Below are 25,063 nucleotides of genomic sequence, written 5' to 3'. Positions count from 1 at the left end.
GGAAAGTGCCCGGGGATTACGTGGCAACCGGTATACAGCTTCGATATACCGGAATGGGTTGATGGCAGTGCGTGGTTCCCGACTCAGCGCACAGCCCCGGCAGTCAGTCCCCCCACGAGCCAGCGCTGGAAGAACACCGCGGCGGCGAAGACCGGGATCACCCCGATGAACGACGCGGCCGCGATCTTGCCGAAGTGCGGTGTGCGGTCTCCGTAGAAGAGAGACAGCGCGACCGGGAAGGTCTGCGAGTCCACGCTCTGGGTGAGGAAGGTCGCGAGAAGGAACTCGTTGTAGTTGAGGATCGCGACGATGATGCCGATCGCGACGAGGCTCGGCAGCAGCAGCGGCACGACGACCGACCACAGCATCCGCAGGGTGCCCGCTCCGTCGATGCGCGCCGCCTCCTCGATCTCGACCGGGAGCCGGCGGATGAAGCCCTCCAGCAGCCAGACGGCGACGGGGACGTTGACGAGTGCGTAGACGAGCGTGAGTCCGAGAAGCGTGTTGTTCAGCCCCACGGATCGCAGAAGCGTCAGCAGCGGCACCACGGCGACGATCGGCGGAAGCAGCCACGGGCTCATCAGTGTCGCCGCGAGCGTGCGGCCACCTGCGTTGTGGCGCACGATGGCCCACGCGCCGGGGACTGCGATGACGAGCGAGACGACGGCGCCGCCGAGAGCCGCGGCCAGGGAGTTCAGGATCGAACGCGGGATGTCGGTCGACAGCACGTCGCCCCAGTTCTCCCAGTGCGGGGCGGCGCTCCACAGGACTCCCGAGACCGTCTCGTCACGCCCCATCAGCGACACCGAGAACAGATAGGCAAGGGGCACGAGGGTGACGGCGAGCGCCGCGAAGAGCACACTGCTCGCGACGGGCCGCAGACGGGTGCGCCGCTCAGTCATGCCGGGCCTTTCGTGCGAAGATCGCCACCACGAGGGTCACCACGGTCACGATGACAGCGAACACCAGGGTGATCGCGGACGCCCGACCGATGTCGAACTCCTTGAGGGCGACCTGCTGGATGAGATAGGTCGTCACGGTCGAGGCCTGACCGGGTCCGCCCGACGTCATCACGAACACGAGGTCGAAGACCTTCAGCGCGATGACGAGCCGGATGAAGAGTGCGGCGATCACCGTGCCCGCGATGGCCGGCCAGGTGATGTGCCGGAACAGGCCTGTTCCGTGGGCGCCGTCGAGAGAGGCGGCCTCGCGCACCGACGGATCCTGCGTGAGCAGGGCGGCGTAGACGAGGATCACGATGAGCGGCGTCCACTGCCACACGTCGGCGAGTCCGATCGCGGGCAGCGCCCAGGCGGTGGTCGACAGCGGCGCGAGCGAGAGGCCCGGGAGAAGCGTCGCGAGCAGCCCACCGCCGGGGTTGAACACGAGCTTCCACAGCGTGCCGACCACGACCGGGGGCGTGATCAACGGGAGCAGGAGAAGAGTGCGCACGACCGCTCCGGCGCGGGTGGCCCGCTCCAGCGCGACGGCGATCGCGACGCCCAGCACGACGCTGACACCGGCCACGACCACCGCGTAGGCGACCGTCCGCGCGAACGACGCGACGACGTCGGCATCCCTGAGGATCGTCTCGAGGTTGGCCGTGCCCACCCACTCCTGGAAGGGCCGCCCGAGCGTGGAGTCGGTGAGGGCCGCGGCGAGGATGAAGACGAGCGGATACGCACCGAGCACGACGATCGACAGGATCGTCGGGGCGGTCAGCAGCCGTGCTGTGCCGTTTCGCGCGGCACCGCCCGCCCGTCTCGGCACTCGGCCGGACGTGCGGGCGGCACGCACGCGGATCGCGGCGGCGTCAGCCAAGGATCTCTTCCCACTCGGCCTGCACTCGGTCGAGCGTCTCCTGGGCAGTGCCGCCGTCACCCGCGATGAGCTTCGCCAGCTCGTCGGTGAGGATCTGCGCCGCCTGCGAGGCGTTCTCTCCCGTGGGCCACGCGAGCGATCCACTGAGCGTCGTGCGGTTCACGCGCTGCAGGTCGGGGTAGGTCTCGCCGTACGCCTCGCTCTCGAGCGAGGACTCGCGGTTCGGGTCGATGCCCGTCTGCGGGTCGGCGACGATGAGTTCGGAGTTGACCTCGCTGGACGCGGCGTACTCGATGAAGGCCTTGGCGAGGTCCGTCTTCTCGGTGTTCGCGGCGACGACCCAGGTGAAGCCGGCCACCAGCGAGGCGCGCGCCTCGGTGTTCTCGCCGCCGACGGGCAACGTGGTCACGCCCCACTTGCCCGCGACCTTCGAGTCGGGGTTCGTCTCCGACCCCACGCCGAGGTCGGTCCAGTTCTCGATGAAGCCGACCTTGCCGTCGTACCACGCGCCGTTGCCGACGCCGAAGTCGGTCTCGGCAGCGGTCGGGAAGGCGTAGGGCACCGCATCCACCAGCGCCTCCGCTGCGGCCACCGCTTCCGGGGAGTTGATCGTGGGCTTGCCGTCCTCGTCGACGAACTCGCCGCCGAAGCCCGCCAGGCGGTTCGCGTAGGCGGCGCCGAGGATCAGCGGCGACTTCTGACCGAAGATCGCGGATCCGTAGACGCCCTCGTCGCCCTCGTTCTCGGTGATCGTCTTCACGTCGGCCAGGTACTCGTCCCAGGTCGCCGGCGGCTCGGTGATGCCGTTCCGCTCGAGGATCTCCTTGTTGTAGAAGAGCACGTGGGTGTCGCCGTCGAAGGGCAGCCCGTAGCGGCGGTCGCCGACCACCGTGTACGGGTCGTTGATCGAGGGGATGAAGTCGTCGGTGTCGAGCGACGGGGTCTCGTCGATCCAGTCGGTGAGGTCCTGGATGGAGCCGCCCTCAGCGAGGTCCCCGATCGACACGTACCAGGGAGCGGCGACGTCGAACGTGTTCGCGCCCGACTGCTGGTCGAGGGCGAGGGTCGAGCCGATCTCGTCGTAGGGCACGATCGTGAGGTTCACCTCAGCGCCGGTCTCCTCTTCGAAGTGCTCCTTGAGCCAGTTTCCTGCGCCCTCGTGCGACGTGATGAGCAGCGCATTGAGGGTCTGGCCCGAGAAGTCGCCGTCTGCGCCCTCACCACCGGACTCGGGGCTCTGGGTCGCGCAGCCGGCGACGGCGATGGTCGCGGCCGTCAGAGCGGCGGCACCGAGGAGGACGCGGCGGCGACGGCGGCTCGGAAGGAATGACATGGGGGGCTCCTCAAGGCGTCGGGTCGGGGAAGCAGATCGGCGCTCACGCTAGGAGCCGAGGGACGACCGCCGCATCGCGGACGTAACAGTTCGTCGTGGAGCGACGCGAAGAGTCATCCGGCGGGTCGCCATACTGCTCGAGTGGCTATGGTCGCGAAGTCCCCGATCTCCTGAGGAGCACCATGTCTCGCCGCATCATCCTGAACGCCTTCGACATGACCTGCGTGACTCACCAGGCTCCAGGACTCTGGCGGCACCCTGAGAACCAGGCCGATCGGTACCACGATCTCGACTACTGGGTGGATCTCGCGAAGACCCTCGAGCGGGGCAGGTTCGATGCGATCTTCATCGCTGACGTGCTCGGGACGTACGACGTCTATCGCGACTCGGCCGCCACGGCGCTCGGTGATGCGACGCAGGTTCCCCTCGGCGACCCCGTCGTGCAGATCTCCGCCATGGCGCATGCGACAGAGCACCTCGGATTCGGTGTGACCGTCGCCACGACCTACGAGCAGCCGTACGCGCTGGCGCGCCGGTTCTCGACTCTCGACCACTTCACGCGCGGCCGCGTGGGATGGAACGTCGTGACGAGCTACCTCGACTCCGCCGCCCGAAACCTCGGGCTCGACACGCAGATCGCGCACGACGACCGGTATGAGATCGCCGAGGAGTTCCTCGACGTCACGTACAAGCTGTGGGAAGGGTCGTGGGAGGACACCGCCGTGCTGCGCGATCGGGAGGCCGGCGTCTTCGCGGATGCGTCGCGCGTGCACCCGATCGGCCACGAGGGGCGGCATTACCGGGTTCCCGGCATCCATCTCGCCGAACCCAGCCCGCAGCGCACGCCGGTGATGTTCCAGGCGGGTGCCTCCCCTCGCGGACGCCAGTTCGCCGCGAAGCACGGCGAGGCGATCTTCATCAACGGACTGCGTCCGGAGGCGACGCGTCCGGTCACCGACGACATCCGCGATCGCGCCGAGGCTCTCGGACGCCCGCGGGATTCGGTCAAGATCCTCACCCTGGTCACGGTCGTCGTCGCGGCGACGGACGAGGAGGCTCAGGCGAAGCTCGATGAGTATCGCCGCTATGTCTCGGTCGAGGGCGCGCTGGCACTCTATGCCGGATGGACGGGACTCGACCTGTCGCAATACGACCCCGACGTCCCCCTCGAATACGTCGACACGGATGCCGGACGATCCGCCCTCTCGGTCTTCACCAAGGCCGATCCGGAGCGCAAGTGGACGCCTCGCGACATCGCCCACTACGTCGGAATCGGCGGCATCGGTCCCGTCATCGTGGGCAGCCCGCAGACCGTGGCGGACGAGCTGGAACGATGGGTCGAGGTCGGCGGTGTCGACGGCTTCAACATCGCCTACGTCGTGACACCCGGATCGTTCGAGGACATCGTGGACCACCTCGTGCCCGAGCTCCGCCGCCGCGGGCGCACCTGGGACGACTACCCCGAGGGCACGCTGCGCGGACGACTCAGCGGCGACGGCTCCCCCGTGGTGCCCGAGTGGCATCCCGCGCACGCCTACCGCGGCGCCTACGAGGGCGGCGCGTCGGCTCTCGACGGCACGCTCGGCGGGCCGCTGGTGGATGCAGCGGCCGCCTCCGTTCCGGCGGAACTCGACGACCTGACAGAACTCACCGAGAAGGAGGGCGCCCGATGAGCGTCATCGCAAAGACCACCCACCGCAGCCGATGGACGGGAACGGCGGATGCCGAAGAGCGCGCGCACTGGCGGGGCATCGCCGAGCGCGTCGCCGCCGAGCTCGAGAGCGATGCGCTGCAGCGCGACCGAGCGAACCAGGACCCGACGGTCGAGCTCGACCTGCTCCGCGATGCGGGGCTGGTGACGCTTCTGCAGCCGGCCGAGTTCGGGGGTGGCGGCGCGCACTGGGAGACGGCCTTCCTCGTCATCCGCATCCTGTCGCGCGCCGATGCGTCGGTCGCCCAGGTTCTCGCGTACCACTACATCAACTCGGGCAACATCGGCTTCGCGGCCGAACCGTCGGTGCAGGAGCAATGGCACCGCAAGACCACCGAGGGTCGATGGGTGTGGGGCGACTCCGTGAACCCGACCGACCCCGACCTCGAACTGACCGTCGACGGCGAGGGGTATCGACTCAACGGTCTCAAGCGCTTCTCGACCGGCGCCTCGGCCGGCGACGTCGTGCTGGCGGCCGCACTCGTGCGCGGCGGCGAGCGCGACGGTCAGGTGCTGTTCGTCGTGCTGGACCACGACCGCGACGGCATCCGATATCTCGGCGACTGGGATGCACTGGGACAGCGGCTGTCGGCGAGCGGGTCCGTCCGCTTCGAAGACGTGCGCGTGTCTGCCGACGACGTGCTCGGCGAGCTCGGGGACGAGCCTTTCTCGACGCTGATCACGCCAGGCATCCAGCTCGCCTTCGGCAACCTCTACCTCGGTGTCGCCGAGGGAGCACTCGCCCGGGGACTCGACATCGTCCGTGCGCGCCCGCGCGCCTGGTTCCTCAGCCAGGCCGACTCGTACCGGGATGACCCGTTCGTGCAGCGCGTCGTCGGCGAGTTCTCGTCGCGGATCGCGGCGGTCGAGGCGCTGACGGACCGCGCGGGGCGTCTGTTCGACGAGGTCGTGGCTGAGGGCGACGGCGTCACGGCGGAGCGCCGCGGCGAGCTCGCCATCGAGATCGCCAAGGTCAAGGTCGTCTCGACCGAGGTCGGCATCGAGGTCGCGAACAGGATCTTCGAGATCACCGGATCGAGCTCCGCCCGCGCGGACGTGGGCCTGGACCTGTTCTGGAGGAACATCCGCACGCACTCGCTGCACGATCCGATCGATTACAAGAAGCTCGAGGTCGGCGCCTGGACGCTGAACGGCGAGCTCCAGCCGATCTCGCTGTACACCTGATGGGTGAGCAGACGCGGCGGCTCGATGCCGTGCGGGAGCGCTTGCGCCCGGTCTTCGCAGAGATCGCGGCGGGCACGGTCGCACGGGAGAAGGATCACGAGCTGCCGTTCGCCCAGGTCACCGCCCTCCGCGCAGCGGGCTTCGGTCGGCTCCGGCTGCCGATCGAGCACGGCGGTTTCGGGCTGGACTGGGAATCCTTCGCCGAGGTGCTGATCGAGCTCGCCGCGGCCGACTCGAACCTCCCGCAGATCTTCCGTGGCCACATCGCATACGTCGAGCACATCCTGGCTGCGACGCCGAGTGAGCGGCGCTCCCGTTGGCTTGAGCGCATCGCCGACGGAGAGCTGGTCGGCAACGCGTGGTCGGAGAACGGTGCCGCCGCCGTGGGGACGAACGCGACGCGCGTGACCCGACGCCCCGATGGAAGCTGGCGCGTCGACGGACGCAAGTTCTACACGACGGGCAGCATCTTCGCGGAGTGGATCGACGCGACCGTCGACCTCGACGGCACGACCGTGACCGCGCTCATCCGCAGGCATCAGGGCGGAGTGGAGATCTCCGACGACTGGGACGGCTTCGGACAGCCGCTGACGGGCACCGGCACTGCCGTGTTCACGGACGCCTCGGTCGATGAAGACGACGTCGAGCCGTTCACGTCACGGTTCCCGTTCCAGACGGCGGTCTATCAGCTGACGCTGCTGTCGGTGCTGGCCGGGATCGCCGCCGCGATCGAGCGCGACACCGTCGCTCAGGTGCGGGCACGCACTCGCACCTACAGCCACGGCAGTGCCCAACGAGTGGCCGACGATCCTCAGATCCTGCAGATCGTCGGCGAGCTGACGGCGACGAGTGCGACGGCCAGGGCGCTCGTACTCGACGTCGCTCGAGCGGTCCAGCACGCAGCAGACGTGCTGGGCACACCGGAGACGGAGGATGCCGTGATCGCGGCCGAACTCCGCTCGGCGCAGGCGCAGATCGTGCTCACCGACCTGGTGCCCCGCGCCGCCTCTCGGCTGTTCGACACGCTCGGCGCATCTGCCGTGAGGTCGGGCACCGCTCTCGACCGCCACTGGCGGAACGCTCGTACCGTGTCATCGCACAACCCGTGGATCTTCAAGGCCCGACAGCTCGGCGACCACGCCGTGAACGGCCGGACGCCCGAGTTCGTCTGGTCGGTCGGGCAGGCGAAGGTTCTGGAGGCGAGCACGGCCGAGCACTGAGACGTTCACCGAGGCTGCCCACCTCGCCCGTCTCGAGGCGGACGGAACGACACAGGCACCCGGTTCCCTGGCCGAAGCCGCATGGGCCGGGCGCCTCGTGAACCACGCCCCTCAAGCTACTCGATGGGAAGATCGTCGACCGAATGCCGCGGAATGCTGGCGCTCGTTCGGCGCTGCACCGTCCGGCGTTGCACCGTGCGGAGCAACGCCGTCGCGCCGGTGACGAGCAGGAGCACACCGATGGTCAGGATCATGAGAGTGCTGATCGTGACGGGTGTGAGGGTGAGCGCCCAGTCGGCGACGCCCGAGCGGCGGTCATCGTCGGCGATCAGCCAGAGCGAGGTCGCCGCCACGGCGGAGAACAGCAGCCCCCAGACGATGGCCGCCCAGCGTGTGCGAGGCGGGGTGATCGCTTCGGCGTGGGGTGCGGATGCAGCGGTCACCGCTGCTGTGCCCGCCTCGGTGGTCGTCTGAGTGCTCATCGCTCGTCCTCTTCCTCAGCCTCGATGAGGGTGATGTTGATCTCGCCGCTGTTCTGTTCGATGGTCACACGCTGCACGGTGGTGGTCGGCGCGTTCTCGGCCGAGATCGTCTCGGCCACGACCGATTCGCCGTCGCGTTCCGTCGCCGACCATGTGCCGCTGTCGATGATCGCGCCGGTGCCGGCCTCGACCCGCGTCCAGCTCACGTCGGCGGTTCCGACGGTCGCCCGCAGCTGCAGCTGCACACCGGGGTCGACGGAGATCCAGGTGCTGCCGGCGCCCTTCTCCACGACGATCGGCCGCGGAGCGTCGTCATGCCGGTTGAGTGAGATGGAGAGGTCACCGAACGGCTGGCGCACGTGCGCCGCCTCGTTGTTCGAGATCGATGCCCAGCCGATGCTCACGCCCTGGAAGGCGGAGAACCCGCCGGCCACCAGTCCGGCGACGAGCGTCAGCACGGTCGCGAAGGCGAGGAAACCGCTTCGCCGTCGGAGGGCACCGGCGACGATCATCCCGATCGCGAGCACCAGTGCGGCCGACAGCAGGCCGAGGGCACCGCCGACTGCGGCGTCGCCGGTGCCGAGCCCGACCAGAGCGCCGACGACGATGGCGAGGCCGATGACCGAGGCGACGATCGCGAAACCCGCGCGCGGGCGGGAGGCGCGACGAATGCGGCGGCGCCCCGCGGCCTCGGCGGCGAACACCGCTGCCTCCGCCTGACGCTCGCGTCTGACCTGATCGCGCGCCATGCGTTCGGCATCCTGCTGTCGCCGGCGCCACGCCTGGTCCTGCTCCTTCCACGCCCGGTGCTGGATCCGCCACGCGGCGACCTCGGCCGGGTCCTGCACCCCGGAGGGAAGAGGCGCGGGTGGCGCGGGCGGTGCGCCGTCGATGAACGCAGCCGGTGCGGCGTTCACCTCGGACGAGGCGGCGGATGTGGCATCCGCCCCCTCGGCGGTACCCGAACCGCCGAGGGGAGCGGATGCCTCCGGGGCCGCCGGATCTGCGGAAGCCACCGGCAGATCAGGCGCGGAAGCACCCGGGGTGCGGCTTGCAGCACGCACGATCAGGAAGAGCAGGCCGCCGACGATGACCAGCCCGACGATCCAGCTGAAGACCGCCAGCGCCGACCAGCTCTCGTATCCGAACCCGAACAGGCGTCCGGTGAGCGGAGCCGTCGGGATCAGCCCGACGATGGCCATGCCCAGAAGACCGAGCTGCACGGGCTCATAGTCCCGCCGCAGCAGGTCGCGGACGTGGACCCGGCCGTCCAGATCCGGCAGCAGCGCCCAGGCGAGGGCGTAGAGGAAGATCACCGGGAGGCCGAAGAGCGCTGCGACCACGAGGACGCCGCGAACGATCAGCGGGTCGATCCGCAACCGGGCGGCGATGCCGGCGGCGACCCCACCGAGCCATCCGTCGGAGCGGACCACTCCGAGACCGGCGACCCATAGGAGGAAGCGCTCTGCTCCATGCGGAGCGACCGTCTTCGGCGGGCTGGCCTGGTCGGCAGGGGGCGGCGGCACAGTCGGAATCGTCATGCGTCAATCCTGTCTCCCCCGGTCGGCTCCCTGCCATGGGGTGAACCCCTGAGCGACCCCTGATTCTCGCCAGGGGAGGCCACGGATCCGCACGCCGGGTGATTGGATGTCGACATGTCCTCTTCCGCGACCGCTTCTGCGCGACCCGCTCGCTCCGCCGTGTCGCCGCGAGCGGGAGAAGACCCCCAGCACGAGCCCCGTCAGGCCCTGACACGCGACCGCGACTGCCTGGTCGCAGGCGTCAGCGCGGGTCTCGCCCGTCACCTGGGCGTGCGGGTGTGGATGGTCCGTGCGCTCTTCATCGCTCTCACGATGTGCGGCGGGGCCGGCATCCTGCTCTACGCCTGGTGCTGGGCGTTCACGCCCTGGGCCGACGGCGACGGCACCCCGTCGCGACGGGTGCCCGTGGCCTGGATGCTGCTCGCCCCTGCGAGCGTCGGCATGCTCATCGTGCTCTTCTGGCGCGGCGGCAGCGACTGGCTCTCGGGAACGATTCCGCCTGATGCGGCGGCCGTGGTCGTGTTCGGCACCGTGGGGGCGGCGACCGGGGCCGGGCTGTGGGCGACCCTGATCGATCGCACCGACACCGCCCGCGGACCTCGACACACGATGCTGGTCAGGATCCTCTCGATCGCGCTCCTCGCGATGCTGTTCGGCCTGCTCCTGACCCGGCCTGTCGGCAGCACCGGTGTCGCACTCGTGCTGGTCCCGCTCGCCGGCATCCTCGCCGTGCTGCTGTCGACCCTGATTCCGCGGTGGCGCGACCTGGCGGGCGAACGCGTGCGGCGCATCCGTGAGGAGCAGCGCAGTGAGATGGCCGCGCACCTGCACGACTCCGTGCTGCAGACCCTCGCGCTGATCCAGAACAGGGCGGGCGCATCGAGCGAGGCGGCTCGACTCGCACGGGCGCAGGAGCGTGAGCTGCGAGCCTGGCTGTACGACGGCGATGCCCCGGCCGACAGCGATCTGGCGACCGACCTGCGCGACTATGCCGGGGGCCTGGAACTCGACTACCCGGTGCGGATCGAGGTGGTGTCGGCCGGCCTCTCCACCGAGCGTGCGAGCGGGGAACTCGCCGCGGCGGCGCGAGAGGCGATGCTGAATGCCGCACGGCACGCGACGGGCGAGGTCTCGGTCTACATCGAGGGCAATGCGACCGACGTCGACGTCTTCGTGCGTGATCGGGGTCCGGGCTTCCGACTGGACGACGTGCCAGGCGACCGCCTGGGCGTGCGGGAGTCGATCATCGGTCGGATGCGTCGAGCCGGGGGCTCGGGCACCGTGCGCAGCGATGAGAGCGGCACCGAGGTGCATCTGCGACTGTCGACCGTGCCGCGGGGCGCGGCGAACGCGCAGGTGCCGAACGCGCCGGCGAACACGGATGAAAGCGAGGACGCTCGTGGCTGACAGCATCCGCATCGTGATCGTCGACGACCATTCGATCTTCCGCTCAGGGCTTCGCGCCGATCTCGATGCGAGCGTCGAGGTGATCGGGGAGGCAGCCGACGTGCCGTCCGCCATTGCGATGATCCGCGAGACCGTGCCCGATGTGGTGCTGCTCGACGTGCACCTTCCCGGTGGCAGCGGTGACGATTCCACGGGCGGCGAGTCGGTGATCCGCGGCTCGCTGCCGACGACGGCCCGGTTCCTGGCGCTGAGCGTGTCGGATGCCGCAGCCGACGTCGTGCGAGTGATCCGCGCCGGCGCGCGCGGCTACATCACGAAGGGCTCATCGGGCGGGGAGGTCAGCCGCGCCGTGCACGCCGTCGCCGGCGGGGATGCGGTGTTCTCGCCGCGGCTCGCCGGGTTCGTGCTCGACGCGTTCGGCGCGGTCGCCGGCGAGATCGCCACGACGACCGACGAACTCGATCGACTGTCGGCACGCGAGCAGGAGGTGATGCGGCTGATCGCCCGCGGATACGCCTACAAGGAGGTGGCCGCAGAGCTGTTCATCTCGATCAAGACGGTCGAGACGCACGTCTCATCGGTGCTGAGGAAGCTGCAGCTGTCGTCGCGCCACGAACTCACGGTGTGGGCCTCGCAGCGTCGACTGCTCTAGCGGGGGCTGTTGCTCGGGATGCCTCGGGCAGCGTGCGACTCAGCGTATGCCGGGGTCGGCCGTGAGCTTTCCGAGCAGACGCTCGAGCTCGCTGAGGTCATGCAGCGCTGGCCGTGGCAGAATGCTCGGCGATGCTCGGCCACGGCGATCGGAGTTCGACATCGTCATACCCCAGACACGCGAACGGACCGAGATGGCTGAAGCGACAACAATCCTCGACCGGGTGGCGACGGCTGCCGAGCATCGATCGATCGCTGAATCGGTGGGCTGGCACGACGCGTTCGACTGGGCGACGATCGCAGATTCCCTGGCCGGCTCGACGTTCGGCGTGGTCGCGTATGCCGGAGGCGCGGCTGTAGGCATGGGGCGCGTCGTCGGAGATGGCGTGAAGTACTTCTACGTGCAGGATCTGGCCGTCCTCCCGGCCTTTCAGGGGACCGGCCTGGGGGCGCGCATGCTGGACCGCCTGACAGAGCGAATCGCCATGGTCTCCCCGGCAACGGCCTTCGTCGGATTGTTCTCGACCGCCGCGGGCACCGACCTCTACACCTCGCGCGGTTTCGGCCCCGGCGACATGAGCGGGCTGTTCAGGCTCATCGAGCCAGCGCCGCGGGACGATGGGCAGAACGGATAGACGCGGGACGACAGGACAGCGACCGGCACGCGCTGAGCACGTTCATCTGAGGGCCACTGTGCGGCCGCAGTCATCCCGCCTCGACGACCCCGGCCCTGATCCCCCAGAGCACGGCCTGCAGGCGGTCGCGGGCTCCGGTCTTCTGGAGGATGCCGGCGAGGTGGTACTTGACGGTCGTCAGTTCCACGAAGAGACGGTCGGCGATCTCGGCATTCGACAGCCCCTCGGCGAGGAGTCGGAGCACATCCAGTTCTCTCTCGGTGAGCGGAGGCCCCTCGGCCGGGACCTGCGCGCTGCTCGCTCGACGGCGGCCGGCGAACTCGTGCAGGATGCGGCGGGTCAGGCGTTGGTCGAGGGTTCCGTCGCCGGCGGCCACCGAGCGGACCGCGGCGAGCAGCGTGTGCTCGTCGGCGCCCTTGAGGAGGAACCCGGCGGCGCCGGCCTCGAGAGCGGCGAAGACGTCGGCGTCGACGTCGAAGGTGGTGAGGATGAGCACGTCGGTCGCCAGGGCTGCGTCTCCGACGATCTCGCGTGTGGCTGCGATGCCGTCTGTTCCCGGCATCCGGATGTCCATGCAGACGACGTCGGGGCGGAGGCTGCGGGCGAGACTCACGGCGTGGGCGCCGTCGACCGCTTCGCCGATCACCTCGATGTCGGCCTCGGCTCCGAGGATGACGGAGAGCCCGGCGCGCACGACGGCCTGGTCGTCGGCGATGAGAACACGGATCACGGGGTGCTCCGTCCGTCGTAGGGGATGCTCAGGCGATTGGTCCATCCGCCGTCGTCGTCGGGCCCTGCTGACAGGTGCGCCCCGATGAGTTCGGCCCGCTCCGCCATGCCGGAGAGTCCGTAGCCGGCGCCCGACCTCTCGGTCGTCTCGCGTGTTCGAACTTCGGCGGAGCGCTCGTTGGCGACCGTGATCTCCACCGCATCCGCTCCGAACCGCACGGTCACGGCGCCCGCCGCGCCGGGTGCGTGTCTGGCGGCGTTCGCCAGCGACTCCTGCACCATTCGGTACGCGGTGGTCTCGGCAAGCGCACCCACCGGACGCGCATCCCCGGCGGCGGCGAGTGCGATGCGCTGGCCCCGTTCCCGCGCGATGTCCACGAGCGCCGGGATGCCGGCGATGGTCGGCACCGGGCTCGGGGCACCTGAAGGTGCGTCGTCGTCGCTGCGCAGGAGCCCGACCGTGCGTCGGAGGTCGGCGAGCGCGATGCGGGCATCGTCCTGGACCGTCTGCATCATCTCCCGCGCCCGGTCGAGATCGCTGCGGGTGAGAGCGGTGGCGGCCTGGGCGCTCACGATGATGCCCGAGAGGTGATGCCCGGCGATGTCGTGCAGTTCCCGCGCGAGGGCCTCGCGCTCGGCACGCACCTCGCGCTCGGCGCGCTCGCGCCGCTCGTGCTCGGCCATCCTGGCCTGCTCCTGCAGCGCATCCGCGAGACGCTCGCGCCCGCGCACGTACTCGGCGACGGCCGCCGGTGCCGCGTACTGCAGGGCGATGCGCGCGATCACGGTGAGGATCAGGACGAGCGCCGATTCGCGTGACCCCAGGAGCAGCGCACTCGCGCCGACGCCGGTGGTCACGAGCGCGCCGAGGGCGAGCGCCGTCAGCGCCGGGTTGCGCGGGCTGCGCCGAGCCATCGCATAGGCGGCGAGGATCACGCCCAGCGAGCCGACCCCCAGCTCCCCCGCCGAGGTCGCCAGGATCACGGCGTCGAGGAGCACGGCGCCGGCGAAGACGAGGATCGGTGCGCGCTGGCGGAAGACGAGCAGGACGGCCTGCAGGGCGACCAGAGCGGCGTGGGCGAACGGCGACACATCGCCCGGCACCGCTGCGGGGAGCTCGTCGATCCACAGGTCGGCTCCGATGTAGCCGACCGCCGCAGCGAGCACGAGAATCGGCGGGATCGCGCGGCGCACGCGTTCGGCGCGCCGGGAGGGCGGCTCCGCAGGGGACATGGACTCAGTCAACCACGCCGGGCCCCACCCCCGTCGGGAGGCAGGACCCGGGATCGATCGAGGTGTGATCATTGATCGCACAGTGTCTCATCGAGCGCCTCGACGACGATCCGATACTGCTCGAGCAGCACCTCTTCGTCATCCGGGGAGACCACCGCCCAGGGAAGCGCGGTCACTGCGATCGTGACGGCGGTGCCGTCGGGTGCGACGGCGTTGCGCGTCTGGGTGCCGGGGATGTCACCCCCGTGCCCCCAGGCGAATCCTCCGCAGCTGAGCGGGTACCGCTGCAGACCGAGTCCGTACTCCGCCTCGGGCCAGAGCTCATCGCCCGCCGGCACGGTGGTCTTCATCGTCTCGAGCCCGGCACCGCTCAGCAGCTCGCCGTTCAGCAGAGCGCGCATGAAGGTGTTGAGCTCTGCCGGGGTGGACACCATGGCTCCGGCCGACCAGGCGAATGACGTGTCCATGGCAGAGATGTCACGCAGCTCTCCCGGAACGTCGGCGTGGTAACCGGTGGGGTGCTCCCCGCGGAGCGGGAGCTCACCGGGGGCGGGGAAGTACGTGTGCTCGAGTCCCAGCGGCGTCACGATGCGCTCATCGATCTGCTGGGCGATCGCGCGGTCGGTCACCGCCTCGATGAGCAGCCCGAGCACCAGGTAGTTCGTGTTGCTGTACTCCCATCTCTCCCCCGGCGCGAAGCTCGCAGGGCGAGTCAGGGCGATGTCGAGCATGTCCCGCGGAGAGATGTACTTCTCCCGCGCGCCGAAGGCATCGGCCGCGATCTGGTCGGCGTATTCCGGCAGACCGCTCGTCTGCTGCAGCAGCTGATGCACTGTGATGCCGGCGCCGTCGATCCCCGCTCCCCTGATCAGCCCGGGAAGATACGTGTCGATCGGAGCGTCCAGGTCGACGAGGCCCTCGTCGACCAGCTGAAGCACGATTGTCGCGACGAACATCTTGGTATTGCTGGCGATCCGCACTTCTGCGTCGGGTGGAGGCGCCTGGCCGGTCTCGATGTCGCCCTCGCCGGCGACCGCGTTCTCGACCTCACCATCCGGCGAGGTCACCGATGCGAGGGCCGCCGGGTAGCCGGCGTCGACGAGCGACTGTAATCTCGTCTCGACCGCGCTGGTGGTCTCCGCGTCCGCGGATGAGGCCGGTCGATCGGACGCCCGGAAGAGTGCGCCCGCTGTGATCGCTCCCGCGACGAGCACGGCGGCGGCCGCGATCGCGATCACCGTCCGCATCCTGCGTCTGGGGGCGGGCCGGTTCTGGGGTGTGGGGATGTCGTTCATGATGTGTCCTTTCCCGTGGGTCGCGTCGGATGGGTCGGGCATCAGAGGTCGCGCCGGGACAGAGCGACGGATGCCGCGGCGAGCGCCGCCGCGGAGAGGGCGGCGAGGGCCGCCAGCGCCACTCCGACAGGCACCCCGGCCGACCCGCCGTGAATGACGTTCTGCGCGAGCGCGACAGGCAGGAACTGCGTCCAGACGGGCGCGGAGCCGCCGCCGATCAGCGAGGTCATCGCGGTGACGAGCGGTTCGGCGAAGAGCACCGCGAGCATGGTGAGGATGCCGGCGAGCTGCGTCCGCAGGAGGATGCCGACCGCGAGGCCGATCAGTGCGAGGCCCGCGACTGCGACGACACCCCGCCCCAGGGTGGCGACGACGTCACCGATGCCCGCGGTGAAAGGCGTTGCGGTCGTCGCGAGCGCGACGAGCAGGGCGGTGAGACTGACAACCGCCATGAGGGCGCCGATGACGACACCGACGACTGCGACGGCCATGGCCTTGCCCGCGACGATGCGACCACGACGGGGAGACGCGAGGGCTGCGCCGACCATGCCGCCGTACCGGTCGTCACTGGTGCCGGCGAGGGTGCCGAGCAGGACGATGGCGAGGAGCGCGATGCCGATCGACCCGCCTCCCATCGACGCGCCGAGCGGGTTGATCGCGTCGAGCTGCGCCGCCGGAGATGTCAGGTCGAGCACGGGGAGGTCGGCACCGAGCGCCTCTGCGCCGGGACCGATGTCGCCGCGGGCCAGCGCCGGGAGCACGGTCACGAACATCAGCTGCGTCAGGATGAGTCCGATCACGGCGACGAGCGCGCTCACCTTCGTCGCTGTGGTCGTGGTCAGTCCGAGGAGCTCTGCACGGAACATCAGCGCACCCCCGCGATTCCGGTGACCTGGAGGTAGTAGCCCTCGAGGTCTCCACTCGCTGTGGCGACGGCATCCGCCAGCGTCACGTCGGCGACGACCCGCCCCTCGGCGATCACGACGATGTCGTCCGCGATGTCCTGCACATCGGAGAGCAGGTGAGAGGAGAGCAGCACCGTCCCTGCGGCATCTGCGAAGGCCCGCAGGCGATCACGCAGCCAGCGCATGCCGGCGGGGTCGAGGCCGTTGGAGGGCTCGTCGAGCACGAGCAGCTTCGGCTCTCCGAGAAGCGCTGCCGCGACCGCGATGCGCTGCTTCATGCCGAGCGAATATCCGCCGGACCTGCGGTCGGCGTCGGCGGTCATGCCCACCTCGGCGAGGACCACATCGACGCGCTGGGGGGCGACGTCGGCGCGGGCCGCGGCGATGCGCAGGTGCTCACGTCCGGTGAGGGCGGGGTGCAGGCCTCCGGCGTCGAGAACGGCGCCGACCATCGTGGCGGGCCGCTCGAGGTCGCGGTAGGGGCGCCCGAAGACCAGCGCCTCGCCCTGGTCCGCCGCGATGAGTCCGAGCAGCAGGCGGATCGTGGTGGTCTTGCCGGCGCCGTTGGGCCCGAGCAGGCCGACGACTCTCCCTGACGCGATCGTGAAACCGACTCCGTCGACGCGAGAGCGTCCATGGAAGGACTTGTGCAGTCCGCGCGCCTGGAGCGGCGGAGATGTGGAGATGTTCATGTCTCCAGCCTCGCCAGCGCGGCTCTCGAGCACCCCCGCCGGCCGCACGGGATCGCCCTGTCCGAAAGGACAGTCGTGGTCGGATCCGGATCCCGGGAACGGAACAGCGGAGGCCTCGCGAGGGCCGTCGCCCCGCTCCTGACCTCCCCCTACGTCAGCGACGCATCAGGCCTCGCTCTGGTTGACACGCCCGTGGCCCGGCTTCGGGATCCCGGCTGGCTGGCTGTGGGGACGCTCGCGCGCCGGCCACCGGAATCGCTCGACGAATCCCGCGACGGCCTTCGAGCGCGTCGCGAGGACGAACAGGCCGTAGCCGATGATCCCGCCCAGGATGTTCGTCATCCAGTCGTTGATGTCCGCGAGGTGTCCGCCGAGAGCGAGCCGGGCAGTGGCCATCTGCGTCAGCTCGATGGCGAGGCTCGCACCGGCGACGATCGCCACCACCTTCCACCAGCGCGGCCGGGCGGTGAGCAGGGGGACGAGCACACCGAGCGGGACGAACACCGCGACGTTGATGAGCGCGTCCTCGAGCCCGTAGTCGACGAACGGCACGAGGTAGAGCGGCAACGGGCGCGGCCCGTCATAGAACCCTGTCCCGACACGGAGGAAGATCGGGAAGACCGTGTTGGCGAGGACCCCACCCGCATAGATCGCGAGGACCGCAGCGACACTCGCCCGGGGAAGCGTCACGGCCCCACGGGAGCGGAGCACCCAGATCAGCACGAGGAAGATCACGACTCCGAAGGGGATCACGATCGGGAGCATGGGGACTTCGACGAACTTCATTCACTGCTTCCGGAGACTGTGGGAGACGGTGCGAGAGCACCGCCCCGATCGTACAGAGGACCGGATCTGCCGCGAGGCTCACCGAGCTCGACCAGCGCGAAGCTTCGTCTCCGATCTCATGAGAGTTATCGGTTGGTGAGACAGAACATCCCCGGAAAGACGGGTGAGTGACGCGCTGCCGAACCTGCCGGTTGTCTCACGAAACTTGTCGGTATTCGCGTTCTCACCCTGCCTAAAAGATGGGGCGGACCGTTTCGGCACGACAGGTTACGGCAGGGGTGAAACCAGAAACGATCGTTTGCGGCAGGGAAGGTCGGCACCGTACGATCGGTACGTGCATTTGTTTTTCCTTTGAAGGCTGAGTAAGGCCCGCCGCGCTCGTTGAGTTTCTCCGAGCTTGTGGCGGCCGCTCGTTTCTGACCCTCGTGGGTCGCCGTCATCTGCGTACCTTTGCGCTTCATCTGGAGTGCTCGGTGCGTCGTCTCGAAGGATTCGAATGCTCACCCTGACCAAACATCTACCGGCGCGCCAGCGCGCCCAACTCATCGCCTCCGACGTCTCAGTGATGCGCGGAGCGACCAGCGTCCTGAACCACGTCGACCTCACCGTTACTCCTGCGTCGCGGATAGCGATCGTCGGCGAGAACGGCCGCGGGAAGTCGACCCTGCTACACGTCCTCGACGGCACACTGCTCCCTGATTCCGGAACCGTGCAGCGCACGGGAACTCTGGGCGTCGCGGAACAGGAGATGTCCGCGGACGACGAGCGAACCGTGGGCCAGGCCGTCGCCGACGCGATCGCCGAACCGCTCGCCGCTATGGCGTCCCTCGACGAAGCGGCCCGCGCCATGTCGGCCGGGGACGTCGGTGCGGATGAGCGTTACGCTGCCGCGCTGGAGCACGCTGAATTACTTGATGCGTGGAATGCCGAACGGCGGGTGCAGATCGCACTCGAAGCGCTCGACGCGGAGACCGACCCGGACCGGCCGCTCGGTGACCTCTCCGTGGGACAGCGGTATCGAGTGCGTCTGGCGTGCTTGCTCGGTGCTGACGATGATTTCCTGCTGCTCGACGAGCCGACGAACCACCTCGATCGGTCCGGGCTCGAGTTCCTGAGCGCGCAGCTCCGCTCCCGTGCAGGCGGGGTCGTCGTCGTGACGCACGATCGGGCACTGCTCTCGGACGTCGCCGACACCATCGTCGACCTTGACCCGACGCCGGATGATCGCGTGCGGGTGTACGGCAGCGGGTACGCCGGGTATCGCGAGGGCCGGCACGCCGAGCGGGAACGCTGGGAACAGGAGTACGACCGGCAACAAGCTGAGCATGCCCGCCTGCAGGACAGCCTCAGCTCTGCACAGAATCGGCTCGTCTCCGGGTGGCGTCCTGAGAAGGGGACTAACAAGCACGGCCGTGCGACCCGTGCCGGCGGGCTGGTCCAGAGCGTGCATCGACGTCAGGAACAGCTCGAAGCACACGCGGTGACGGTGCCCGAGCCACCACTGCAGTTTCGGTTCCCGGACCTGCCCACGAGGTCTGGCGCAGTACTACTGAGCGTCGAACAGGTGAGCGTGGCCGGGCGCTTGGCGACCTCCGTGTCGTTTGCGCTGTCGCATCGCGGTCGCCTGGTGGTGACGGGCCCGAACGGTGCGGGCAAGTCGACCCTGCTGGGAGTGGTCGCGGGCGAGCTATACCCGGACGCCGGTGCGGTGCGGATGCCGCAGAACGCTCGTCTCGGGTTCCTTCGTCAGGAGACGAATCTTCCGCTGGACCGCCGGGCGAGCGAGGTCTACGCCGCGCATGTTGACGCACTGGTATCTGCCGAAATCCTCCCGGCATCGGAAGCGGTCGGGCTGTCGCAGCTCGGCCTCCTGCGAGCTCGGCAATCGAGCAAGCGCATCGGTGAGCTGTCGATGGGACAGCAACGCCGGCTCGACCTGGCACTGGTGCTCGCGGCCAAGCCTCACGTGCTTCTGCTCGACGAGCCGACCAACCACCTTTCCATTGCTCTCGTCGACGAACTCACCGATGCGCTTGGTGCCACACAAGCCGCCGTGGTTCTTTCCAGCCACGATCGCCAACTCCTGCGCGACGTCGCCGACTGGCCACAGCTGCATCTGAACTCGACGACGGAAAGTGAGGCGCCCCCGCGATCCGACGGGCGTCTCGAGACTCCGCCACTTTCGTGAGGCCCCCACGGCTTCGTGAGATCGGACACTTCGGGAGTGTGCCGAAGATTCCGTGACCAAACCGTTGCATTCGTTATCTCGCCGTTATAGAGTGATCGCACGGTGAATGTTTGCTGTGGCATACACCGCATGTGATTGCAGGACACTCTTGGTGCAAGGGACAAGGGCCGGTCGGGAGCCTCTCCGACCGGCCCTTTACTGTTGCCAGTACGCTGTTCTCCATGACCGATCGCAAGCTCGCCCTCGAGGCCTGGGAGAGCCTGTTCCGCGCACAGCACGAGCTGTTCACCGAGATGAACACCGACTTCGATCACACCGATCTCGGGCAGGCCGAGTACGACGTCCTACTCACCGTGACCCGCTCCCCCGGCATGTCAGCTCGCCTCCGCGATGTCACCGCGAACATGCTGATCAGCCAGCCGAGCGTCTCTCGTCTCGTCGACCGCATGGTCGCCCGCGGACTCGTCGCGAAGTGCCCCGACCCCGATGACGGGCGCGGCGCGCTGATCAGGGCCACGGATGCCGGTGTCCGAGAGTTCCGCAGCGTCGCCACGGTGCATGGCCGTTCGATCGCCGAGCGGATGTCGCGACTCGACGACGCCGAGCTGAGGACGCTGCGCGACCTGGCGGAGAAGCTCCGCGGCCACTGAGCGGCGCGCAGGCCTCGGCCTGACGACAGAAGCCTGCCCCACGGGAGGAGATCTGCCCCACGGGAGGAGATCTCGAGTTGAGACCTCCTCACCAAGCGCATTTCTCCTCCCGAGGCGCATCCCGACGTCGACTCCTTCGACGGCATCCCCCGATCTCTGGCAGGGTGGAGCGTGAACGCCCGCGCGGCCGCGCCGGCATCCGAGACCGCCCCCTCGGGGGGAACCAGGGAGGTCATCCATGGAGATCGCCGGAGTCGTAGGCATCCTCATCATCGTCGGCATCGGCATAGCCATCGCTATCGTCGTCCTGCTCATCCTGCTGCTGTTCGCACGCAGCTGGATCAAGGTGGCGCGCGCCGATGAGGCGCTCGTCATCTCGGGACGCAAACAGAAGGTGGCGCGCGCTGTCATCGGCGCAGACGGCTCGACCAGAGACGAGATGTCGGAGTCGCCCGTCACGGTCATCGTGAACGGCAAGTCGCTGGTGAACCCCATCACGCAGCGCCACGAGATCATCTCGCTGCGCTCGCGTCAGGTCTCGCTCAACGCCGAGGCCCAGTCGCTCGACAGCGTCACGCTAAACGTCGACGGCGTCGCGATCGTGAAGATCGGCTCCGACCCCATCCTCGTGCGCCGCGCCGCCGAGCGCTTCGCCTCGCAGGACAAGGCCATCGAGCAGTTCACCACCGAGCAGCTCGAAGGTGCGCTCCGTGGCATCGTCGCGACCCTCTCGGTCGTCGAGCTCATGCGCGAGCGCAAGAAGTTCTCCGACCAGATCGCCGCCGACGTCTCGCAGGAGCTCGCCGAGCAGGGTCTGATCCTGGACTCGTTCCAGATCAAGGGCATCACCGACAAGGTCGGCTACATCCAGTCGCTCGGTGCTCCCGAGATCCAGGCGAAGCGTCAGTCGGCGGAGATCTCGCAGACCAACGCCGACCGTGCGATCAACCAGAAGAACATCGCCAACCAGGAAGCCAACCTGGTCGAGCAGACCGCCCTCGACACGAACACCGCCAACGCCAACGCCGGCATCGGCCGTGCGCGCGCCGAGGCCGAGCAGGCCGAGAACCTCGCCCGCGAGCAGGCTCAGCAGGCCGTTCTGCAGCAGCAGGCCGAGAACCGTCAGGCTCAGCTCGACGCCGACGTCAAGCGCGTCGCCGACGCTCAGCGATACGAGGCCGAGACCCGCGCACAGGCCGAGCTCTACACGCGTGAGCGTGCAGCCGAGGCCGGCGCGATCGAGCAGGTCAAGCAGGCCGAGGCCCGCACCCGCATCGCCGAGCAGCAGGCACAGGCAGACAAGGCCAAGGCCGACGGTGAGGCCGCAGCCGCGATCGCGCGTGCGACCGGTGAGGCAGACGCCCTTCGGGCGCAGGCCGAGGCCGAGTCCGAGGCCCGCCGCCTGCGTGCGAACGCCGAGGCAGACGCCATCCGCGCCGAGGGTGAGGCGCGAGCCGCCGCCGTCGAGGCCGAGGCGAAGGCCATCGCGTCGAACCAGGACGCGTTCCTGTCGCAGCGCGTGCTCGACGTGCTGCCGTCGATCATGGCGGAGTTCTCGAAGGGCTACGCCGCGATCGGCAACGTGTCGATCATCGGCAGCTCGGGCGAGGACGGCGCGTCGAACCTCGTCGGCGCCGACAGCGCGAAGGCGCTGAAGTCGGTGTTCGACAGCGTCAGCTCGGCGACCGGACTAGACCTCGCGTCGATCATCCAGGGTCAGGCGGTCGGCCGCGGAATCGGCGAGGGAGTGGCTGCGGCATCCGCGCCGTCTGCTCCGGCGACGCGCACGTCGACCCCGACCACCCCGCCGCCGCCCGCACCGCCGGCTCCGGCAGCGGAGTAGTCAGCACACAGCACACAGCGGATGCCGCGGCCGGATCGGTCGCGGCATCCGTCGTCTCAGGGAGCGCACCGTTTACTGTTCAGCATGAATCGGAGCGTCGGGGGCCGGGGATCGCTTTCTGGGACAGGTCGAGCATCTTCATGCTGAATTGTGAACGCCGTTCTCCGGCGGGGCAGACTGGAGTGATGATGCCCGCCGCCTTCGATCTCGCCGCCATCGGCGCCGGGCTCTCGTTCGCGGCCGCCCTCGACGAGCTCTCGACTGCCCTGGACGAAAGCGGGTCGGTGGTCGTGAGCGCACCGCCCGGCACGGGCAAGACCACCCTCGTGCCGCCGCTCCTCGCATCGCGATCGACCGGACGAGTGATCGTCACCCAGCCTCGTCGCGTCGCCGCCCGGGCAGCTGCGCGGCGCCTCGCGCAGCTCGACGGCTCCCCGCTGGGCACCCGCGTCGGCTTCACGGTGCGCGGGGAGCGCTCGGCGGGACCGCAGACCCGGGTCGAATTCGTCACCGCGGGAGTGCTGCTGCGGCGCATGATCGACGACCCGGGCCTCGACGGCGTGGATGCCGTCATCATCGACGAGGTGCACGAGCGCGCACTCGAGACCGATCTGCTGATCGGTCTGCTCTCGGAGGTCCGCGAGCTGCGGGACGATCTCGTCGTCGTCGCGATGTCGGCCACGCTCGACGCCGCGCGCATCGCCGCAGTCCTCGGCGCGGATGACCATCCGGCTCCGGTCGTCGACCACGACGTCCCCGCTTTCCCGCTCACCGAGCGCTGGGCGCCGAGCGCGACGCCGCGCCTCGACGAGCGCGGAGTCACCAGAGGGTTCCTCGACCACGTCGCCCGCACCACCACGTCAGCGGCCCTCGATCTGCGACGCGAGAACCCCGACGCCGACGTGCTGGTCTTCGCACCGGGCGCACGCGAGGTGTCGGAGATCGCCCGTCGCATCCGCGACACGAGCGATGCGTTCGACGTGCGGGAGCTTCACGGCCAGATCCCCGCGGCGGAACAGGATGCCGTGATCCGCGGCCGCTCCCCGAACGACCGCCCGCGCATCATCGTCACGACGTCCCTTGCCGAGTCCTCGCTCACGGTGCCCGGCGTGCGTCTGGTGGTGGACAGCTGTCTCTCGCGGCAGCCGCAGCGCGATGCGACTCGCGGCATGACGGGTCTGGTCACGACCGCCGCGTCACGCTCATCGTGCGTGCAGCGCGCCGGCCGCGCCACGCGTCAGGGCCCCGGCATCGTCGTCCGTTGCGTCGACGAGCGCACCTACGCGGCTGCCCCCGCACGCCCGGCCCCGGAGATCGCGGTGACCGACCTCGCGGATGCCGCTCTGCTGCTCGCCTGCTGGGGCGCTCCCGGTGGCGCAGGTCTGCGCATGATCGATCCGCTGCCCGCAGACAACCTGGCTGATGCCGTCTCGGTGCTTCGCGGTCTCGGCGCGATCGACGACGAGGGTCGTGCGACCGCCGAGGGCCGTGCCCTCGCACGCGTTCCCGCTGACCCCCGCCTTGCCCGCGCGCTCCGCGACGGCAGCCCCGTGGTCGGCAGCCGCCTCGCGGCCGAGGTCGTCGCGGTGCTCGGCGGCGACCTGCGTATCGCCGAGGCGGACGTCGCTCACGCACTCATCACCCTGCGAGGCGGACGCACACCGGACGCGCGACGATGGCGCGACGATGCGAATCGCCTCGAGCGCATGGTCCGTCCGACACCGGACGCGCGATCGGGCCTCGACGGCGTCGGCTTCGTGATCGCCCTGGCCTTCCCCGAGCGGATCGCCCATCGCGTCGAGCGCACCGTCGAAGGGGCGACGTTCCTGCTGGCATCCGGAACCCGGGCCGGGGTGCGGGGTCCGCTCGGGGCCGTCGAGTGGCTCGCGGTCGCCGACGTCGCGCGCGCGTCGGCACGGGCGACTGCCGGCTCAGGCGCGATCATCCGATCGGCGGCCGTGCTCGCCGAGGCGCAGATGGAGCGCGCCGCGAATCACCTGATGACCGACCGCGTAGAGGCGGAGTTCACGGCCGGCCGCGTCCAGGCGCGGCGGGAGCGCCGCGTCGGGGCGATCCTGCGTTCGTCCTCGCCGGTGCGGGCATCGGCCCAGGAGGGGCGCGACGCGGTGCGCCGCGCGATCCGGCGTGAAGGGCTCGGCACGTTCACCTGGTCTGACACGGCCGCCGCACTGCGCTGCCGACTCGGGCTGCTGCGACGAGAGCTGGGCGCACCCTGGCCCGATGTGTCGGATGCCGGACTGCTCGACGCTCTCGACGAATGGCTGGCTCCCGAGCTCGACGTGCTGGCCGGCGGCACGCCTGCGGGGCGGATCTCTCTGACGTCAGCGCTGCGGCGCCTGCTGCCGTGGCCCGACGCCGCGCGACTCGACGAGCTGGCTCCGGAACGCCTCGAAGTGCCCACCGGCTCGCGCATCCGCATCGACTACCCCGACCCCGCCGACGCCACGGCGCGCCCTGTCGTGGCCGTGAAGCTGCAGGAGTGCTTCGGCTGGGCGGAGACCCCTCGGCTGGTCGACGGGCGAGTGCCTGTGCTGTTCCATCTGCTGTCGCCCGCGGGTCGTCCGCTCGCGGTCACCGATGATCTCGCCTCGTTCTGGTCCGGTCCATATGGCCAGGTGCGCGCCGAGATGCGGGGGCGCTACCCGCGGCATCCGTGGCCCGAGGATCCCTGGGCCGCCGTGCCCACGAAGCACACCAAGAACCGCTCGGCGCGCTGAGCAGCGGCCGGCGCTGAG

At 69.5% G+C, this 25,063-nt stretch carries 22 protein-coding genes; 10 read left to right on the top strand and 12 right to left on the bottom strand.

Features of this window, described 5'->3' with window-relative positions; genetic code table 11:
- Nucleotides 1-83 precede the first annotated feature (83 nt).
- From ASF87_RS09565 to ASF87_RS09555, 3 genes are read right to left on the bottom strand one after another with little or no spacing between them, the layout of a single operon-like run.
- A complete protein-coding gene (locus ASF87_RS09565) occupies nucleotides 84-902 on the bottom strand; it encodes a carbohydrate ABC transporter permease (protein WP_056375648.1) in 819 nt (272 codons plus the stop codon).
- Nucleotides 895-1,821 carry a carbohydrate ABC transporter permease gene (locus ASF87_RS09560; protein WP_082508823.1) on the bottom strand — a complete coding sequence of 309 codons (927 nt, stop codon included), beginning with the start codon at nucleotides 1,819-1,821 and terminating at the stop codon, nucleotides 895-897. Before ASF87_RS09560 ends, ASF87_RS09565 begins: the two co-directional genes overlap by 8 nt.
- Entirely contained in the window at nucleotides 1,814-3,154 is a 1,341-nt protein-coding gene (locus tag ASF87_RS09555; RefSeq protein WP_056375647.1) for an ABC transporter substrate-binding protein, read from the bottom strand. Before ASF87_RS09555 ends, ASF87_RS09560 begins: the two co-directional genes overlap by 8 nt.
- A 182-nt stretch (nucleotides 3,155-3,336) precedes the next feature.
- Between ASF87_RS09555 and ASF87_RS09550 the strand changes: the two genes are divergently transcribed.
- The 3 genes from ASF87_RS09550 to ASF87_RS09540 are packed head-to-tail and all read left to right on the top strand — an operon-like array spanning nucleotide 3,337 to nucleotide 7,270.
- On the top strand, nucleotides 3,337-4,827 hold the full coding sequence (locus ASF87_RS09550) for an LLM class flavin-dependent oxidoreductase (protein ID WP_082508822.1): 1,491 nt from the start codon (nucleotides 3,337-3,339) through the stop codon (nucleotides 4,825-4,827).
- Nucleotides 4,824-6,050 (top strand): acyl-CoA dehydrogenase family protein, encoded by a 1,227-nt coding sequence (locus ASF87_RS09545; RefSeq protein ID WP_056375646.1) that lies wholly within the window; start codon nucleotides 4,824-4,826, stop codon nucleotides 6,048-6,050. Before ASF87_RS09550 ends, ASF87_RS09545 begins: the two co-directional genes overlap by 4 nt.
- Nucleotides 6,050-7,270, top strand: a complete 1,221-nt coding sequence (locus tag ASF87_RS09540; RefSeq protein ID WP_056375645.1) for an acyl-CoA dehydrogenase family protein — start codon at nucleotides 6,050-6,052, stop codon at nucleotides 7,268-7,270. The genes ASF87_RS09545 and ASF87_RS09540 overlap by 1 nt, the downstream gene beginning before the upstream one ends.
- 116 nt (nucleotides 7,271-7,386) lie before the next feature.
- Here ASF87_RS09540 and ASF87_RS09535 read toward each other — a convergent pair whose 3' ends face one another.
- Both ASF87_RS09535 and ASF87_RS09530 read right to left on the bottom strand, forming a co-directional pair.
- On the bottom strand, nucleotides 7,387-7,752 hold the full coding sequence (locus tag ASF87_RS09535; protein WP_200933719.1) for a hypothetical protein: 366 nt from the start codon (nucleotides 7,750-7,752) through the stop codon (nucleotides 7,387-7,389).
- Nucleotides 7,749-9,293: a PspC domain-containing protein gene (locus ASF87_RS09530; protein WP_056375644.1), complete on the bottom strand. Its 1,545-nt coding sequence runs from the start codon at nucleotides 9,291-9,293 to the stop codon at nucleotides 7,749-7,751. Before ASF87_RS09530 ends, ASF87_RS09535 begins: the two co-directional genes overlap by 4 nt.
- A 114-nt stretch (nucleotides 9,294-9,407) precedes the next feature.
- Between ASF87_RS09530 and ASF87_RS09525 the strand changes: the two genes are divergently transcribed.
- Together ASF87_RS09525 and ASF87_RS09520 are read left to right on the top strand one after the other, a co-directional pair.
- Nucleotides 9,408-10,700: an ATP-binding protein gene (locus ASF87_RS09525; RefSeq protein WP_082508821.1), complete on the top strand. Its 1,293-nt coding sequence runs from the start codon at nucleotides 9,408-9,410 to the stop codon at nucleotides 10,698-10,700.
- Entirely contained in the window at nucleotides 10,675-11,352 is a 678-nt protein-coding gene (locus ASF87_RS09520) for a response regulator transcription factor (protein ID WP_200933718.1), read from the top strand. Before ASF87_RS09525 ends, ASF87_RS09520 begins: the two co-directional genes overlap by 26 nt.
- A 39-nt stretch (nucleotides 11,353-11,391) precedes the next feature.
- On the opposite strand, the gene ASF87_RS18125 is transcribed toward ASF87_RS09520, so the two are convergent.
- Complete coding sequence (locus ASF87_RS18125; protein WP_268776058.1) at nucleotides 11,392-11,514, bottom strand: hypothetical protein; 123 nt, start codon at nucleotides 11,512-11,514, stop codon at nucleotides 11,392-11,394.
- A 31-nt stretch (nucleotides 11,515-11,545) separates the two neighbouring features.
- Here ASF87_RS18125 and ASF87_RS09515 point away from each other — a divergent pair, with 31 nt between their 5' ends.
- Nucleotides 11,546-11,986, top strand: a complete 441-nt coding sequence (locus ASF87_RS09515; RefSeq protein WP_162238680.1) for a GNAT family N-acetyltransferase — start codon at nucleotides 11,546-11,548, stop codon at nucleotides 11,984-11,986.
- A 70-nt stretch (nucleotides 11,987-12,056) separates the two neighbouring features.
- Here the strand turns inward: ASF87_RS09515 and ASF87_RS09510 are convergent, their stop codons facing one another.
- From ASF87_RS09510 to ASF87_RS09485, 6 genes are all read right to left on the bottom strand, one after another.
- Nucleotides 12,057-12,716, bottom strand: a complete 660-nt coding sequence (locus ASF87_RS09510; RefSeq protein ID WP_056375641.1) for a response regulator — start codon at nucleotides 12,714-12,716, stop codon at nucleotides 12,057-12,059.
- Entirely contained in the window at nucleotides 12,713-13,948 is a 1,236-nt protein-coding gene (locus ASF87_RS09505) for a sensor histidine kinase (RefSeq protein ID WP_162238679.1), read from the bottom strand. Before ASF87_RS09505 ends, ASF87_RS09510 begins: the two co-directional genes overlap by 4 nt.
- 68 nt (nucleotides 13,949-14,016) lie before the next feature.
- Nucleotides 14,017-15,243, bottom strand: a complete 1,227-nt coding sequence (locus ASF87_RS09500) for a serine hydrolase domain-containing protein (protein WP_056375639.1) — start codon at nucleotides 15,241-15,243, stop codon at nucleotides 14,017-14,019.
- 41 nt (nucleotides 15,244-15,284) lie between these two features.
- Nucleotides 15,285-16,109, bottom strand: a complete 825-nt coding sequence (locus tag ASF87_RS09495; RefSeq protein WP_056375638.1) for a hypothetical protein — start codon at nucleotides 16,107-16,109, stop codon at nucleotides 15,285-15,287.
- A complete protein-coding gene (locus tag ASF87_RS09490; RefSeq protein ID WP_056375637.1) occupies nucleotides 16,109-16,840 on the bottom strand; it encodes an ABC transporter ATP-binding protein in 732 nt (243 codons plus the stop codon). The genes ASF87_RS09495 and ASF87_RS09490 overlap by 1 nt, the downstream gene beginning before the upstream one ends.
- 165 nt (nucleotides 16,841-17,005) lie before the next feature.
- Nucleotides 17,006-17,626 carry a VanZ family protein gene (locus ASF87_RS09485; RefSeq protein WP_056375636.1) on the bottom strand — a complete coding sequence of 207 codons (621 nt, stop codon included), beginning with the start codon at nucleotides 17,624-17,626 and terminating at the stop codon, nucleotides 17,006-17,008.
- A 496-nt stretch (nucleotides 17,627-18,122) separates the two neighbouring features.
- Between ASF87_RS09485 and ASF87_RS09480 the strand changes: the two genes are divergently transcribed.
- The 4 genes from ASF87_RS09480 (at nucleotide 18,123) to hrpB (ending at nucleotide 25,045) form a co-directional block, all read left to right on the top strand.
- Nucleotides 18,123-19,814, top strand: a complete 1,692-nt coding sequence (locus tag ASF87_RS09480) for an ABC-F family ATP-binding cassette domain-containing protein (protein WP_056375635.1) — start codon at nucleotides 18,123-18,125, stop codon at nucleotides 19,812-19,814.
- 221 nt (nucleotides 19,815-20,035) lie between these two features.
- Nucleotides 20,036-20,464: a MarR family winged helix-turn-helix transcriptional regulator gene (locus ASF87_RS09475; RefSeq protein WP_042537141.1), complete on the top strand. Its 429-nt coding sequence runs from the start codon at nucleotides 20,036-20,038 to the stop codon at nucleotides 20,462-20,464.
- A gap of 238 nt (nucleotides 20,465-20,702) precedes the next feature.
- Nucleotides 20,703-22,307: an SPFH domain-containing protein gene (locus tag ASF87_RS09470; protein ID WP_042537139.1), complete on the top strand. Its 1,605-nt coding sequence runs from the start codon at nucleotides 20,703-20,705 to the stop codon at nucleotides 22,305-22,307.
- A 185-nt stretch (nucleotides 22,308-22,492) separates the two neighbouring features.
- Entirely contained in the window at nucleotides 22,493-25,045 is a 2,553-nt protein-coding gene (gene hrpB, locus ASF87_RS09465) for an ATP-dependent helicase HrpB (protein ID WP_056375634.1), read from the top strand.
- The last annotated feature ends 18 nt before the right edge of the window (nucleotides 25,046-25,063 follow it).

Source organism: Microbacterium sp. Leaf161 (genome assembly GCF_001423645.1).
GTDB classification, from domain to species: domain Bacteria; phylum Actinomycetota; class Actinomycetes; order Actinomycetales; family Microbacteriaceae; genus Microbacterium; species Microbacterium forte.
Note: the sequence above shows the minus strand (reverse complement) of the source record. Positions and strands in the feature narration are given on the sequence as shown.

Coding starts and splice junctions, on each gene's coding strand:
- ASF87_RS09540 (WP_056375645.1), top strand. CDS start 6,050: ATGGGTGAGCAGACGCGGCGGCTCGATGCCGTGCGGGAGCGCTTGCGC.
- ASF87_RS09520 (WP_200933718.1), top strand. CDS start 10,675: ATGAAAGCGAGGACGCTCGTGGCTGACAGCATCCGCATCGTGATCGTC.
- ASF87_RS09500 (WP_056375639.1), bottom strand. CDS start 15,243: ATGAACGACATCCCCACACCCCAGAACCGGCCCGCCCCCAGACGCAGG.
- ASF87_RS09485 (WP_056375636.1), bottom strand. CDS start 17,626: ATGAAGTTCGTCGAAGTCCCCATGCTCCCGATCGTGATCCCCTTCGGA.
- ASF87_RS09530 (WP_056375644.1), bottom strand. CDS start 9,293: ATGACGATTCCGACTGTGCCGCCGCCCCCTGCCGACCAGGCCAGCCCG.
- ASF87_RS09565 (WP_056375648.1), bottom strand. CDS start 902: ATGACTGAGCGGCGCACCCGTCTGCGGCCCGTCGCGAGCAGTGTGCTC.
- ASF87_RS09480 (WP_056375635.1), top strand. CDS start 18,123: ATGCTCACCCTGACCAAACATCTACCGGCGCGCCAGCGCGCCCAACTC.
- ASF87_RS09550 (WP_082508822.1), top strand. CDS start 3,337: ATGTCTCGCCGCATCATCCTGAACGCCTTCGACATGACCTGCGTGACT.
- ASF87_RS09555 (WP_056375647.1), bottom strand. CDS start 3,154: ATGTCATTCCTTCCGAGCCGCCGTCGCCGCCGCGTCCTCCTCGGTGCC.
- ASF87_RS09525 (WP_082508821.1), top strand. CDS start 9,408: ATGTCCTCTTCCGCGACCGCTTCTGCGCGACCCGCTCGCTCCGCCGTG.
- ASF87_RS18125 (WP_268776058.1), bottom strand. CDS start 11,514: ATGTCGAACTCCGATCGCCGTGGCCGAGCATCGCCGAGCATTCTGCCA.
- ASF87_RS09505 (WP_162238679.1), bottom strand. CDS start 13,948: ATGTCCCCTGCGGAGCCGCCCTCCCGGCGCGCCGAACGCGTGCGCCGC.
- ASF87_RS09495 (WP_056375638.1), bottom strand. CDS start 16,109: ATGTTCCGTGCAGAGCTCCTCGGACTGACCACGACCACAGCGACGAAG.
- ASF87_RS09515 (WP_162238680.1), top strand. CDS start 11,546: ATGGCTGAAGCGACAACAATCCTCGACCGGGTGGCGACGGCTGCCGAG.
- ASF87_RS09475 (WP_042537141.1), top strand. CDS start 20,036: ATGACCGATCGCAAGCTCGCCCTCGAGGCCTGGGAGAGCCTGTTCCGC.
- ASF87_RS09535 (WP_200933719.1), bottom strand. CDS start 7,752: ATGAGCACTCAGACGACCACCGAGGCGGGCACAGCAGCGGTGACCGCT.
- ASF87_RS09545 (WP_056375646.1), top strand. CDS start 4,824: ATGAGCGTCATCGCAAAGACCACCCACCGCAGCCGATGGACGGGAACG.
- ASF87_RS09490 (WP_056375637.1), bottom strand. CDS start 16,840: ATGAACATCTCCACATCTCCGCCGCTCCAGGCGCGCGGACTGCACAAG.
- hrpB (WP_056375634.1), top strand. CDS start 22,493: ATGATGCCCGCCGCCTTCGATCTCGCCGCCATCGGCGCCGGGCTCTCG.
- ASF87_RS09470 (WP_042537139.1), top strand. CDS start 20,703: ATGGAGATCGCCGGAGTCGTAGGCATCCTCATCATCGTCGGCATCGGC.